Raw genomic sequence first — 13112 nt, 5'->3', positions numbered from 1 at the left:
TTATCGGTGGTCCAGCCCGGCGACCAGCCGGTCGCCAAGCCACTGGATACCGCAGACGAGCACGATGAGGACGGCCACCACCGCGATCATCACACTGGTTTCGAAACGCTGATAGCCATAGCGGATGGCGAGGTCGCCGAGGCCGCCGGCGCCGATCGCGCCGGCCATGGCCGAGGCGCCGATCAGCGTTACCAGCGTGACGGTGAAACCGGCGACGATGCCTGGCAGCGCTTCAGGCACCAGCACCTCGCGAATGATCGTCCAGCGGTTGCCGCCTATGGCGCGCACGGCGTCGATTAACCCGCGGTCGACCTCGCGCAGCGATACTTCGGCGATACGGGCGTAGTAGGGCGTTGCAGCGATGGCGAGCGGCACGATGGCCGCCCAGGTGCCGAGCGCGGTGCCGACGATCAGCCGCGTCAGTGGGATCAGCGCCACCAGCAGGATGATGAAAGGCACCGAGCGAAAGCCGTTGATGACTGCGCCTAGCACGCGATTGATCCAGAGGTTTTCGGCGATGCCGCCGCGCGCCGTCGCAACCAAGGCAAGGCCGAGTGGCAGGCCGGCGACGAGCGAGATCAATCCCGAGGCGAGGGTCATCAGGACTGTCTCCCAAAGGGAGCGAATAAGCAGTTCAAGCATGATCGGTGTCATAACCAAGCACCTCCACCCGGGCGGACCGGGCCGTCAGGAATTGTTCAACCTTTCCGGCAAGCGCGGGGTCGCGCGCGGGAACGGCGATGAAGAACCGCGCCACCGGCTGGTTCTGGATATGGTCGATGCCGCCATGGACGAGGCGGAAGGAATGCGGCAATGCTGCCGAGAGTTCGGCAAATAGCGCGCCCTGCGCCTGTGGCCCGGCGAGATCGACGCTGAGGATCGCTTCGCTGCCCGCCGTCGCCGACAGCCGGCCGGCGATATGCTCAGGAAGCTGCGGACGGATGCCGCCAAGCAGGCTCCCGGTGATTTCAGCCTGCGGATTGGCGAAGACCGACCAGACCTGCCCCTCCTCGACGATCCGCCCGGCATCGATGACCGCGACGCGATCGGCAATGCCGCGTACCACTTCCATCTCGTGGGTGATCAGCAGAATGGTCAGTCCGAGCTTACGATTGATGTCCTTCAGCAATGCCAGGATCGACCGGGTCGTTTCTGGATCGAGCGCCGATGTTGCCTCGTCGGACAACAGCAGTGCCGGGCGTGCCGCCAGCGCCCGGGCGATGCCGACGCGTTGCTTCTGGCCGCCGGACAGCGACGCGGGATAAGCCTTCGCCTTGTCTGCAAGGCCGACGAGTTCGAGCAGCTCATGCGCCCGCCTCAGGCGCTCGTTCTTTGCAAGACCCTCGATCTTCAGAGGCAGCGCGACGTTTTCCTCGACTGTTTTGGCAGAAAGCAGATTGAAATGCTGGAAGATCATGCCGATGCGGCGGCGCAGCCGCTGCAATTCCTGTTCTGAAAGTCCGGTGATGTCTCGGCCTTCGATAAGGATCTCGCCGCTATCGGCGCGCTCCAGGCCGTTCAGGCAGCGGATCAGCGTCGATTTGCCGGCGCCGCTGCGGCCGATGATGCCGAGAATCTCGCCTCTCCTCACCGTCAGCGAAATACCGTCGAGGGCTGCAGTGGCTCCGAACCGCCGTTTCACGTCGGTCAGTCTCACCACCTCTTCGGAAGCCGCCGCTTGCGACTGTGCCTCGATCGCCGTGGTGGAAACAAGGGAATTCATGTGTTTTTCCTTACAAATACTGAAGGCGGTCCGGGCAGAGAACGCCCGGACCGCCTCTCGGCAGGCCTTAGAGCCTTTCCGGGTTAGATTGAAGCATTCTGCCGGAGCAGGTTTTCGTCAGGGCAAAGGCGATTGGCGATGGACATACCCCTTGGTACGTCCGAGCCGATCGCCTTTGCCCTGGCGCAAAGATGCCCGGCCCTTCGGGTTGGCTAAAACGGACCGGCTGATCGACCGGCCGGCTTGGCCGTAGAGCTGGGCTACGACGCGCGCCGGCCGGTCGACCATCCGACTCCGTTCGAGCCAACAGAATGCTTCAATCTAACCCGGAAAGGCTCTAACCCCAGCCCTGCCTCTGATCAATAGGCGCTGAGACCCGTGCCCTTGTAGACCTTGTCGAATTCGGCCTTGACGGTGTCGTTCTGATAAGAAGACACAAGCGTCTTGACCCATTCGGCATCCTTGTTGTCGTCCTTGACGGCGATGAAGTTGCGGTACGGATTGTCGGCGACCGGTTCCTGGGCAATGCGTTCAGCTGGCGAAAGACCGCTCTTCAGCGCCCAGTCGGTGTTGACGATACCGGCATCCAGATCGTCGATCGAACGGCCGACGATGCCGGCGTCTAGTTCCTTGATCTCGATCTTTTTCGGATTGTCGGTGACGTCGGCGACGGTCGCGAGAATACCGGCGCCCTCCTTCAGTTTGATCAGGCCTTCGCTCTGGAGAACGCGCAACGCACGGCCTTCGTTCGAGGGATCGTTCGGCACGCCGATGACGGCACCTTCCGGGATCTCTGCGACGGACTTGTATTTCTTGCTGTAAAGGCCGATCGGCCAGACCCCGGTATAACCGACGCGAACGATGTGATAGCCGTGCTGCTGGATCTGGTTGTCGAGATAGGGCTGGTGCTGGAAGGCGTTGGCATCGATTTCGCCGCGCTCCAGCGCTTCATTCGGCTGGGTGTAGTCGTTGAAGATGACGGTCTCGATCTTGAGACCCTCCTTGCCCGCCTCGCTCGCGACCACGCGCCAGATATCCTCCTCCTCGCCGGCCATGATGCCGACCTTGATCGACTTATCCTCGGCATGGGAAGGAGCGGGAGCGGCAAAGGAAAAGACTGCGGCCACCGAAACGGCGACGGCGGCAAGAGCCGCCCGGCGCGAAAGGTGGAAGCCGTGAAGATTTTTGTTCTTGGTCATTGTATATCCCGCCTGACTGAATGAGGCCGAACGCCCCGAGCAGGCCGATCATGGCAAATGCGCGGGTCGGGAGCGAAGCACGAATGTCTGATGTGGAGGAAGGGCCGGAAAAACTCTTGCCCTGCCATCGATATCGGCAGGATAAATTTCCACCAAATTTATGGATTAATTGCGGCTCGAGAGCATGCTCCAAAAATGAAAACGGCGCCTCCTCGGCGCCGTCTCAAGCCCATTCCGGCATTCCTCATTCGGCAGCAATCAGGGCGCGACTTCGCGCAGGAAAGAACGTCTTGAGCTCGCCGATGACTTCGCCGATCCGCTTGGAAAGTGGATCGGACGAGACACGGTAATCGGTGAAGTCGCGGTCGGACGCGTAAACCGCTGTGGGCAGCGTGTGCGACATGAAAAAACCGAAGAGCGGGCGGAGCTGGTGCTCGACCATCAGCGCATGGCGGTCGCCGCCGCCGGTCGCAGTGATGATGATTGGCTTGGCGCGCAGTTCATGCGGGTCGATCAGGTCGATCAGATGCTTGAAGAGGCCGGGATAGCTGCCTTTGTAAGTTGGCACTCCGATGACCAGGACATCGGCATTGACGATGTCGTCGATAACTTCCCTGGCGCGACTGTCGAGGTCGTCACGGCGCAGCGCCTGCCCAAGCGAGGGGCCGACATCGGCCAGGTCATAGATGGTGTTGTCGAAGCCGTAGTTCTCCCCGGCGAGACCGGCAATGTTTTCGACAAGCGCAAAGGTCTTCGAGGGGCGGTTGAAACTACCTGCAAGGCCGACCAGTTTGTGAGCAGACATGCCATTTCCTTCCAATATCGTGCCGAGACCGACGTCATTATTCTCACGAATATTATCTATAAAAATAGTGGATTAAAGGAATGGTGATCCCTCTTCCTCATAGGAGGAGAAAAATACGTTCGGGCCTATGGGCGACGGCGATGTGCGAAATCGGGCCGGAGTGTTGGTGACATTCCGGCTCGATCGATTGTCCGTAAGCGGTGTCGCCTCAGACTGGTTTCTGCTTGGGAATACGCGGCAGGAAGACCGTCAGGAGACCGAGCAGCGGCAGGTAGGAGCAGATCCGGTAGACGAAATCGATGCCGTGGGTATCGGCGAAACTGCCGAGTAGCGCTGCACCAAGCCCCCCTGCCCCGAATGCGAAGCCGAAGAAGACCCCGGCAATCAGCCCGACGCGCCCGGGCACCAGTTCCTGCGCGAAGACGACGATTGCCGAGAAGGCCGAAGCGAAGACCAGGCCGATGACGACGCTGAGTATGCCCGTCCAGAAAAGGTTCGCATAGGGAAGCAAGAGCGCGAAGGGAATGACGCCGAGGATCGAGAACCAGATGACGAAACGGGCGCCGAAGCGGTCACCGATCGGTCCACCGAGGAAGGTGCCGACGGCGACCGAGCCGAGGAACAGGAAGAGCATCAGCTGCGCCTGCTGCACGCTGAGGGCAAACTTGTCGATGACATAGAAGGTGAAGTAGCTCGACACGCTGGCCATGTAGACATTTTTCGTTGCCGTCAGCAGCACAAGAATCAGCAACGCCCCGATGACCCGGTTCTGCGGCAGCGGCAGGGTCCGGCTTATTGCCGGCTTGCTGGCATTCTGGCGCCTGTGGCTCATGTACCAGTTGCCGACCCAGCTCAGCACGATCATGCCGACCATGGCGATGGCGGCGAACCAGGAGACGCTGTGCTGGCCGAGCGGCAGCACGATAAAGGCGGCAAGCAGCGGACCGATCGCCTGGCCGGCATTGCCACCGACCTGGAAGAAGGATTGCGCGAAACCGTGGCGACCGCCGGAGGCAAGACGGGCAACGCGCGAAGATTCCGGATGGAAGACCGCCGAGCCGAAGCCGATCAAGCTGGCGGCAACCAGCAGCAGTTCGAAGCTGCCGGCGTTGCCGAGCAGAATGAGGCCGCAAAAGGTACTCGCCATACCAACCGGCAGCGAATAGGGCATTGGCCAGCGGTCGGTGACGATGCCGACCAGCGGCTGCAGCAGCGAAGCCGTGACCTGGAAAGTCATGGTGAGGAGACCGATCTGCACGAAATCGAGATCGTAGTTCGCCTTGAACAGCGGATAGAGAGAGGCGAGTAGCGATTGCATGATGTCGTTCAGCATGTGGCAGAAGCTGACCGCCACGAGGATAGACATCGTTGTTTTTTCGAAACGGGGCGCGCCCTCGGCAACGGTTGCCATCAATACTTCTCCTGCACAGGCACGGCCGGTGCCGTGCGATGTCGCTTTATTCGATGGATTTTCGGGCGATCGGGGCTGGGAAGACTCTCGTGCGACGGTCGCTGAATTGCATTTAGCGTAAGCCGAAACGCAATTACAGCCCAGTTTTATCCGTATTGGTACGGCTTTTGCTCGATTTGCGCTGCCGCCGAGTGATTTCTGCGTGATTTCACGTCGTTGGACGGGGGCTTTCATATCACAGTCGGCCGCGATCGTCGCATATCCGCTGTGCTGTATGAAAACAACCATGGAAAAGCCATGCGGGTGATACTACAGCTGCGCCGATTGAAAATGCGATCGAGGCTGAACACACGTGATGAATGTCAAGACAGCGAATGCAATAGACAGCTATGTCGGGGCGCGCATCAGAATGCGCCGGCAGTTGCTCGGGATGAGCCAGGAACGGCTTGCCGAGCAGATCGGCGTGACCTTTCAGCAGGTTCAAAAATACGAGAAGGGCATCAACCGCATCGGCGCGAGCCGGCTGCAGCGGATCGCCGAGGTGCTGCACACGTCGCCGAGCTTCTTCTTCGAACAGGAGAATTCCGAGCCGTTGACGCTGCAAGGGCTGGATCTATCCGCGAATATGGATCCGGTCGCCGAATTCCTGCGAACGAAAGAGGGATTGGTACTCAATCGCGCCTTTCTGAAGATCGCCGACAGCAATATCCGCGAAACGGTCATCGCGCTGGTGAAGGCGATGGCGCAGGCGGAAAGTCGCGGTCTGACATCGGGAGCCTCCGCAGCGGATATCATCCTTCCGCTCGGAGAATAGGCGGGTAACGCAGCGTTGCGCCTGGCAGGCCGACCGGACAATCAGTGGCATTTCCCGAAAGGGTCTGCTTGCGATTTGCATTTGCTGGATCGTTATCTGGGGACGGCGCCGAGCTGGGCGCTGAATTCTCGGCCTATCGCCTGGATCTTGCGCTGGGCGCACTGTTGCAGAACCTCGGCGGGAGCGGCGTGTCCCTCCCCCAGGCAAGCAATCAAGACGGCTCTCCGCCACGCGGCCTGAACAGCCACCGACCGTCCAGGTGCTTTGCCCATTGCGGGCGTACTTCAAAGAGCTGTGCACGCTCGATATCTCGCTTCCGAAGTATCCAATCGGCTATGATGCCGGTTGCGCGGCCTTGCTCTTGCGATTCGGCTGGCGAATGCGCGATTGCTGCTCCGACAGCGGCCGCCCGGGCGGCATGTTCAAGCCTTTGAAAAAGATTGGACAACCTCACGGTAAGGTCTTGTTAACCCTATTTGCCTTGCCACCCCTCCAGAATCGGCGCTAAATGCGGTTTCACAGCGCCCGGGGCTTTTAAATCGCATTTTCGAGATTTCCATGAATATGGCACCGCAGATAGAAAAAGCAATTTCTGATGTCGACCAGCTGATTATTGGTCAGGCGCAGGAACTGTCCGACAAGCTGAAGCAGCATCGGCTCGAGATGTTTCCGCCGCGTGCATTGAAGGGTCTGAGGGAATTTCAGCTTGCCGAGGCGGCGCGTTTCCTCGGTGTCACCAGCGGCTATCTTCGCAACCTGTCGCTGGAGGGCAAAGGCGCCCTTCCCCAGGTCACGCCGTCGGGCCGTCGATCCTATACGGCGGAGCAGATGGAAGAGATGCGGAGCTTCCTGGAGCACAATGCCCGCGCCGGGACGCATTATATGCGTCATCGCCGCGACAACGAACATCTGCAGGTCGTTGCCGTCGTCAACTTCAAAGGGGGCAGCGGCAAGACGACGAGTGCGGCACACCTTGCCCAGCATCTTGCCCTGACGGGTCACCGTGTCCTTGCCGTCGACCTCGATCCGCAGGCCTCTCTCTCCGCCATCCACGGTTTTCAACCGGAGTTCGACGTCAACGAAAATGAGACGCTCTACGCCGCCATTCGTTATGACGATCAGCGGCGGCCGCTGAGAGAGATCATCCGTCGGACGAATTTCCCGAACCTTCATCTGGTGCCGGGCAATCTCGAACTGATGGAATTCGAGCACGATACGCCGCGCGTCCTTGCTCAGGGCAAGGCGGGTGACTATGGACGCGTCTTCTTCGCGCGGCTGGACGAGGCGCTGTCCTCAGTCGCCGACGATTACGACGTGGTCATCATCGACTGCCCTCCCCAGCTCGGCTTCTTGACCATGAGCGCCATTTGCGGCGCAACAGCAGTTCTGATCACCGTTCATCCTCAGATGCTCGACGTGATGTCGATGTGCCAATTTCTGCAGATGCTCGGCGAGGTGCTCAACACACTGAAAGGTGCCGGCGGCAACATGAACCTCGACTGGCTGCGTTATCTCGTCACCCGTTACGATCCGCAGGACGGGCCGCAGACGCAAATGGTCGCCTTCATGCGTTCGATGTTCAAGTACCACGTGCTCACCAATCCGATGTTGCGCAGCGTCGCGATCTCCGATGCGGCGATGACCAATCAGACGCTTTACGAAGTCGAGCGGAACCAGTTTACCCGCGCGACCTATGACCGCGCCATGGAGGCGATGGATTCCGTCAATACCGAGATCGCCGATCTCATCCACAAGGCATGGGGGCGGAAATGACCGAGAAGTTTACTGCGGTAAACTGGGACGAGGAGCTGGCTGATGGCGCGTAAGAATCTCCTTTCGGGCCTGATGGACGATTCCAAGAAGTTTACTGCGGTAAACGATCAGGACGAACCACTCCACAGGGACGAGAAGCAGCAGATTACCTATAAGGGAATCGGCGCTCTCGGTGCCGTGACGCGCAGTATCGATGCGCTGGCTGCCAAGGCCGATGCGGCCAAAGCGATCGAGGAAAAGCTGGCGACCGGTGAGACGGTGATTGATCTCGACCCTGCCCTGATCGAAGATTCCTTCGTAACGGACCGGCTGGCGCATACCGACGAACAGTTTCGCGAATTGGTCGAGGCGATCCGGTTGCGCGGTCAGGATTCGCCGATCCTCGTCCGGCCGCATCCTGAGAAGGACGGCCGATATCAGATCGCCTTCGGCCACCGTCGCGCCCGGGCCGCCAAGGAACTCGGCCGACCTGTCCGTGCCGTGGTCAAGAAACTCGACGATCGCGACCATGTCATTGCGCAGGGCCAGGAGAATTCGGCACGCGCCGATCTCTCCTTCATCGAGAGGACCATGTTTGCCGACAAGCTCGACGCGTTGGGCTTCGACAGGGAAACAATCATGTCCGCGCTCAGCGCCGACAAGACGACGGTTTCCAAGATGCTGTCCGTCACCAGGCGGATCCCGGCCGAAGTCCTGACCGCGATCGGTGCGGCCAAGACCACCGGCCGTGATCGGTGGCACGATCTGTCAGTGAAATTCGAGACCGAAAACATTGCCGCACGAGCGATCGAGTTCACCAGATCGGGGGAATTCGGGACGGCGGAGCCGGATGCCCGCTTCGATATGCTGGTTGCCTTCATCAGTAGGAGGCAACAACAGGCCTCATCCATAGCGGCAATTCAGCCCGCCGCTCACGCCTGGCAGCGCAAGGACGGCGCGGTCAAGGCGAAGATCAAGGATGACGGGAAACAGTTCACCATCGCGTTGAAGGCGGAGAAGGCGTCTGCCTTTGGAGCCTACATCGCCAGCAATCTGGATCGTCTCTACGAGGCGTTCGAGAAGACACAGGGTTTGACCAAGAACGGAGATCAATAAGCAAAAGAAAAGGCCCCCGAACGTTGCCGTCGCGGAAGCCCTCTCTGATCTAGACACCCAGAGAATCACATTTCCGCGAATCATAGTCAAGAGTCTTTGGCACCGAATTTGGTGAGCCGCGATCTTTTGCCTTGAAGAAGGCGAAGAAAATGGAAAGCGGAAATGTGACGACGCCCTTCGGGCGGCGGCCGATGACGCTTGGCATGTTAGCAAGCCAGGCGGCTGCTCGAGAAATCGAGCCCGGCCAATCTATCGACAAGTGGAAACTCTATCGTGCCCTGTGCGAGGCCAAGCCGCTGCTCGGCATCACCGACCGGGCGCTCGCTATCTTGAACGCCTTGCTGAGCTTTCATCCCAAGGGGGAGCTCTCTGAGGAAAACGGGCTCGTGGTGTTCCCTTCCAATGCACAGCTCTCGCTGCGCGCACATGGAATGGCGGAGCAGACGATCCGTCGCCACCTGGCGACCCTCATCGAGGCCGGGCTGCTGATCCGCAAGGACAGCCCGAACGGCAAGCGCTACGCCCGCAAGGAGCAGGGTGGGGAGATCCGCGAGGCATTCGGTTTTTCGCTGGCGCCGCTGCTGGTGCGTGCTGAGGAAATCGAGCGGTTGGCGGCAGAGGTGGTTGCGGAACGGTTGCACCTGCAGCGGCTCAGAGAACGCCTGACGCTTTGCCGGCGCGATGTCGCCAAGCTCATCGAGATGGCATTGGAGGAGGGCGCCGCCGGCGATTGGAGCCGGGTTCATCTGCATTTTCGCGATGTCGTCGAGCGGCTGCCACGGTCGCCTTCCGCCGAACAGGTTGCAGCCGCACTCGACGAATTGGAGCTGCTGCGCGAAGAAATCACCAATCAGTTGGAAATGCAGGTTAAAACTCGAAATCATAGCGGCAATGCCCAACATTATGAGCGGCACATACAGAATTCAAATCCACAATCCATTATTGAACTTGAACCGGCTTCCGAAATGAAGCAGGACGCAACGGCGGACGAACGATCGGGGGGCCGGGCCGAACCGACAGTCCGAATACAGAAAGATGAAGAGAAGAACGGGCGTGTGCCGGCCGCAAGTTCTGCCCCCACTGCCAGCGCCGCGCTCAAATCCTTCCCACTGGGGCTGGTGTTGCAGGCCTGCCCGGAAATCGCAGCCTATGGACCGCAGGGCTCGGTCGGCACATGGCGCGAGCTGATGGCCGCGGCTGTGGTCGTTCGCTCGATGCTCGGCGTCAGCCCATCGGCGTATGAGCAGGCCTGCGAAATCATGGGACCTGAAAATGCGGCCACCGTCATGGCCTGCGTTCTCGAAAGGGCAGGGCACATCAACTCCGCCGGCGGTTACCTGCGCGACCTGACGCGACGCGCCGAGAAAGGCGAATTCGCCATCGGACCAATGTTGATGGCCCTTGCCCGCAGCAATTCGCCGATTAGAGCTAAGACGGGATGAATTGGTGCTTGCAGAAGCTGACTTTGTCCCCTTTACCCTTGCTCAAGGTCGGGCACCTGGCGCCAGCGTGCCCCCAAGCTTCATGCCCACCATGACCATGCGGACTGCATCCTCTGCCGCTCGGGAGAGTAGTTTCGGGGCGCTGAAGATGGCGTCTTCCAGCGAGCAGGGCCTGCTCAGGATCGACGCAAAGGCATCAATGCCATGCTCGAAATTAAGGCGTACGCCTTTGCCAATGGTGCCGGCGAGTGCGATGACGGGCACTCCGGCAATTTTTGCCCGTGCAGCCACTTCGGCAGGCACCTTTCCATATGGGGTTTGCCCGTCAAGGCTGCCCTCCGCGGTGATGACCAAATCGGCCTGTGCGATAAACCGGTCGAGCTCCAGATACTGCATGACGATGTCGTAACGCGGATGCAATCTGCCGCCCAGGAGGCCGAGTATCGCGGCACCAAGCCCGCCGGAGGCGCCGGATCCGGGCGCCATGCCGACATCGATGCCCGTCGTGCACCGAATCGCGGTGGCATACGTCTCCATGGCAGCAGCAAGCAGTTCCACCTGCATCGGCGTTGCGCCCTTCTGCGGCCCGAAAATGCGCGCAACACCGCGTTCACCGAGGAGGACATTGTGCCAGTTGACGGCAGCATCGATGCGCACGCCTTCAAGACGAGGATCTCGGCCGCTCATATCAATGGCGGCGAGGCGGGAAAGCGCTGCGCCACCGTGGGGCAGGCGATTGCCTTCCTGGTCGAGGAGACGGATGCCGAGCGCTTCGGCCATGCCGGCGCCGCCATCGTTGATGCCGCTATCGCCACAGCCGAGAAGGATGCGGCGTGCACCTCGGTCGAGCGCTGCACGCACCAGTTCGCCAACGCCATAACTCGTCGTCACGCAGGGATTGCGCCGGTCGCGCGGCACGAGGCTGAGCCCGGCGGCCGCGGCCATCTCGATGACGGCGGTCGGCTCGTCGCTGCCGCCGAGGAACCCGAAATGCGCCTCGACCGGCTCGTTGACCGGGCCGCTCACCGTCAGCTGGTGAAGTGTACCGCCGGTCGCCTTGATGAGCGCTTTGGTGAAACCCTCGCCGCCATCGACCATAGGCGTTTTGATGACGGCAAGGCCGGGAAAGGCGCGCAGAACGCCACTTTCGATGCAATCCGCTGCCTGATCTGCCGACAGACTTTCCTTGAAACCGGAGGGCGCGACGAGAACCGTGAACGACATGGGATGTTCCTTTCTACTATGACAATGATGTGACAGGGGAGGAACGGGACAGGACCGAGGCTATTCCAGCATTATAAAAATAAATTAGCCGACTAAATAAAAAAGACCGCACGCAGCGGTCTCTCCCTTTTGTCTATCCGAACTGTTCAGTACAGCGGCAGGTCCTGCAGCGGCCAGACGAGTGTGGCGAAGATGACCAGCAGCACCACGAAGGGCACGATCAGCCAACCGGCGAGCCGGAACAGGTCGGCCTGCCCGAAGGGGGGCGGATCTATCGCGCCGAATAGCGCTACCGGTTTGGCGGAGACCATCAGCGTTTGGCAAAAGCCGCTCGCCAACGTAACGACCATGACGAGATTGAGCGGGTCAACACCGAGGGCTGCGACCGGCAGGGCAAGCGCAGGTATGAGAATGGTCGCCCGCGCCGTGCGCGAGGTGATGACGAGGTGGGAAAGTGTCGCGACTACGGCAGCGAAAAAGACCAGGAGTGCGGGCGATGCCGCGATGCTGTTTCCGGCAAGGTCGACCATCCGCTCGGCCAGCACTTTCGCGGTGCCGGTCTCCAACAGCGCCTCGCCGATGACGAGCGTGCCGGCGAGGAAGAGCAGGAGGTTCCATTCCACGCTCTTGAGCGCCGCCTTCAGCGGTAGGCCGGAGACCTTTTGGTTCGCCAACAGCAGGGCAGCGGCGATGCCGATGAGCGGCATGCCGATGCCGTGCATGGGCTGCGCTGCAAAGAGCAGGATCATCGCGCCGGTCACGGCGAGCACGGTCCATTGCTGGCGTGTCAAAGGGGTCGGGGCCTCGTCGGCGTCGCGCTCGGCTATCGCTATCGCCCGCTCCTCGCGGGTAAGAAAAAGACGCAGCAGCACGGCGCAGGCGAGCAGCGAGCATAGCAGCGAAAAGGGTCCGGCAAGCGCCATCCAGCCCAGGAAATCGGGCCCTTTCTCCTGCAGGCGCTCCATCATCCCGGCCGCGACGAGGTGGGCACCAGCGCCGATCAGCGAAGCGCCGGCGGAGAGCAGGATGACCGAGGGAAAGAGCAGCGCGAGCGCCCGGTTGACCCGCGTATTGCCGATCGCGGTGGCGAGACCAAGATAGACCGGTGCCAGCATGGCGGCGCGCGCCGAGGTCGAGGGGATGATGAAGGCGGTGGCGAAGATCAAGAGCGTCAGCGCCCAGAACAAGCCTCGCACGGTGGCGAACCGGGCGAGCAGCCGACGGATAATTTGTTCGATTACGCCGACCTGACGCAGCACGCCGGCCACAACGAAGGCCGCCAGCATCAGCCAAACGATATCATTGCCGAGCGAGCGGTAAAGCACATCCTCGTCAATCGCGCCGGCGACCGGCAGAAGAGCGGCGGCGGCGAGCGCCACGGGCGTGTCCGGCAGGTCGAGGATGGTCCAGGCGGTGATCGATGCGACGAAGACGGCGAGTGTCAGCCGCATCTTCAGGGTGAGATCGTCGATCGCCAGGAAGATCAGCATGGCGCTGAAGGCGAGCACGATCGCCGCGACGATCTGCTTGACGCGGGCAAGCGGCACGGTGCGCTCGGTTGCCATAGAGGGATCCCCACGCCGGTTGGCGTGGGGGTCCAGAGGGGCGATTGCATATAGGGCCACG

At 60.9% G+C, this 13112-nt stretch carries 11 protein-coding genes; 4 read left to right on the top strand and 7 right to left on the bottom strand.

What is annotated here, in order from left to right:
- The 5 genes from BS630_RS26495 to BS630_RS26470 form a co-directional block, all read right to left on the bottom strand.
- Nucleotides 1–654 carry a methionine ABC transporter permease gene (locus BS630_RS26495; RefSeq protein ID WP_077979760.1) on the bottom strand — a complete coding sequence of 218 codons (654 nt, stop codon included), beginning with the start codon at nucleotides 652–654 and terminating at the stop codon, nucleotides 1–3.
- The gene (locus BS630_RS26490) at nucleotides 635–1723 is read right to left on the bottom strand and encodes a methionine ABC transporter ATP-binding protein (protein WP_077979759.1); all 1089 of its coding nucleotides are present in this window, start codon (nucleotides 1721–1723) and stop codon (nucleotides 635–637) included. Before BS630_RS26490 ends, BS630_RS26495 begins: the two co-directional genes overlap by 20 nt.
- A 359-nt stretch (nucleotides 1724–2082) precedes the next feature.
- Nucleotides 2083–2922 carry a MetQ/NlpA family lipoprotein gene (locus BS630_RS26480; RefSeq protein ID WP_077979758.1) on the bottom strand — a complete coding sequence of 280 codons (840 nt, stop codon included), beginning with the start codon at nucleotides 2920–2922 and terminating at the stop codon, nucleotides 2083–2085.
- Between the two features lie 244 nt (nucleotides 2923–3166).
- Nucleotides 3167–3727, bottom strand: a complete 561-nt coding sequence (gene msuE / locus BS630_RS26475) for an FMN reductase (protein ID WP_077979757.1) — start codon at nucleotides 3725–3727, stop codon at nucleotides 3167–3169.
- 208 nt (nucleotides 3728–3935) lie between these two features.
- Nucleotides 3936–5138 (bottom strand): MFS transporter, encoded by a 1203-nt coding sequence (locus BS630_RS26470; protein ID WP_077979756.1) that lies wholly within the window; start codon nucleotides 5136–5138, stop codon nucleotides 3936–3938.
- Nucleotides 5139–5493: 355 nt separating this feature from the next.
- Here BS630_RS26470 and BS630_RS26465 point away from each other — a divergent pair, with 355 nt between their 5' ends.
- The 4 genes from BS630_RS26465 to repC all read left to right on the top strand — a co-directional run bounded on the left by BS630_RS26465 (nucleotide 5494) and on the right by repC (nucleotide 10262).
- Nucleotides 5494–5952: a helix-turn-helix domain-containing protein gene (locus BS630_RS26465; RefSeq protein ID WP_077979755.1), complete on the top strand. Its 459-nt coding sequence runs from the start codon at nucleotides 5494–5496 to the stop codon at nucleotides 5950–5952.
- A 558-nt stretch (nucleotides 5953–6510) separates the two neighbouring features.
- Complete coding sequence (gene repA / locus BS630_RS26455) at nucleotides 6511–7725, top strand: plasmid partitioning protein RepA (RefSeq protein WP_077979753.1); 1215 nt, start codon at nucleotides 6511–6513, stop codon at nucleotides 7723–7725.
- A 42-nt stretch (nucleotides 7726–7767) separates the two neighbouring features.
- Nucleotides 7768–8820: a plasmid partitioning protein RepB gene (repB, locus tag BS630_RS26450; protein WP_077979752.1), complete on the top strand. Its 1053-nt coding sequence runs from the start codon at nucleotides 7768–7770 to the stop codon at nucleotides 8818–8820.
- A gap of 149 nt (nucleotides 8821–8969) precedes the next feature.
- A complete protein-coding gene (gene repC, locus BS630_RS26445; protein ID WP_077979751.1) occupies nucleotides 8970–10262 on the top strand; it encodes a plasmid replication protein RepC in 1293 nt (430 codons plus the stop codon).
- Between the two features lie 42 nt (nucleotides 10263–10304).
- Here repC and BS630_RS26440 read toward each other — a convergent pair whose 3' ends face one another.
- Nucleotides 10305–11486, bottom strand: coding sequence for a glycerate kinase family protein (locus tag BS630_RS26440; protein WP_077979750.1), 1182 nt, complete (start codon nucleotides 11484–11486; stop codon nucleotides 10305–10307).
- Nucleotides 11487–11632: 146 nt separating this feature from the next.
- Nucleotides 11633–13111: an SLC13 family permease gene (locus BS630_RS26435; protein ID WP_245310505.1), complete on the bottom strand. Its 1479-nt coding sequence runs from the start codon at nucleotides 13109–13111 to the stop codon at nucleotides 11633–11635.
- Between the last annotated feature and the right edge of the window lies 1 nt (nucleotide 13112).

The sequence above is a fragment of the Rhizobium laguerreae genome, from assembly GCF_002008165.1.
Lineage (GTDB): Bacteria > Pseudomonadota > Alphaproteobacteria > Rhizobiales > Rhizobiaceae > Rhizobium > Rhizobium laguerreae.
The sequence above is the reverse complement of the archived record's forward strand: the minus strand, read 5'-3'. Positions and strand labels throughout refer to the sequence as shown.

Excerpts from the sequence above, each read along its gene's own strand:
- BS630_RS26490 (WP_077979759.1), bottom strand. The coding sequence starts at position 1,723 with ATGAATTCCCTTGTTTCCACCACGGCGATCGAGGCACAGTCGCAAGCG.
- repC (WP_077979751.1), top strand. The coding sequence starts at position 8,970 with ATGGAAAGCGGAAATGTGACGACGCCCTTCGGGCGGCGGCCGATGACG.
- BS630_RS26480 (WP_077979758.1), bottom strand. The coding sequence starts at position 2,922 with ATGACCAAGAACAAAAATCTTCACGGCTTCCACCTTTCGCGCCGGGCG.
- BS630_RS26470 (WP_077979756.1), bottom strand. The coding sequence starts at position 5,138 with ATGGCAACCGTTGCCGAGGGCGCGCCCCGTTTCGAAAAAACAACGATG.
- BS630_RS26465 (WP_077979755.1), top strand. The coding sequence starts at position 5,494 with ATGAATGTCAAGACAGCGAATGCAATAGACAGCTATGTCGGGGCGCGC.
- repB (WP_077979752.1), top strand. The coding sequence starts at position 7,768 with ATGGCGCGTAAGAATCTCCTTTCGGGCCTGATGGACGATTCCAAGAAG.
- BS630_RS26440 (WP_077979750.1), bottom strand. The coding sequence starts at position 11,486 with ATGTCGTTCACGGTTCTCGTCGCGCCCTCCGGTTTCAAGGAAAGTCTG.
- repA (WP_077979753.1), top strand. The coding sequence starts at position 6,511 with ATGAATATGGCACCGCAGATAGAAAAAGCAATTTCTGATGTCGACCAG.
- BS630_RS26495 (WP_077979760.1), bottom strand. The coding sequence starts at position 654 with ATGACACCGATCATGCTTGAACTGCTTATTCGCTCCCTTTGGGAGACA.
- msuE (WP_077979757.1), bottom strand. The coding sequence starts at position 3,727 with ATGTCTGCTCACAAACTGGTCGGCCTTGCAGGTAGTTTCAACCGCCCC.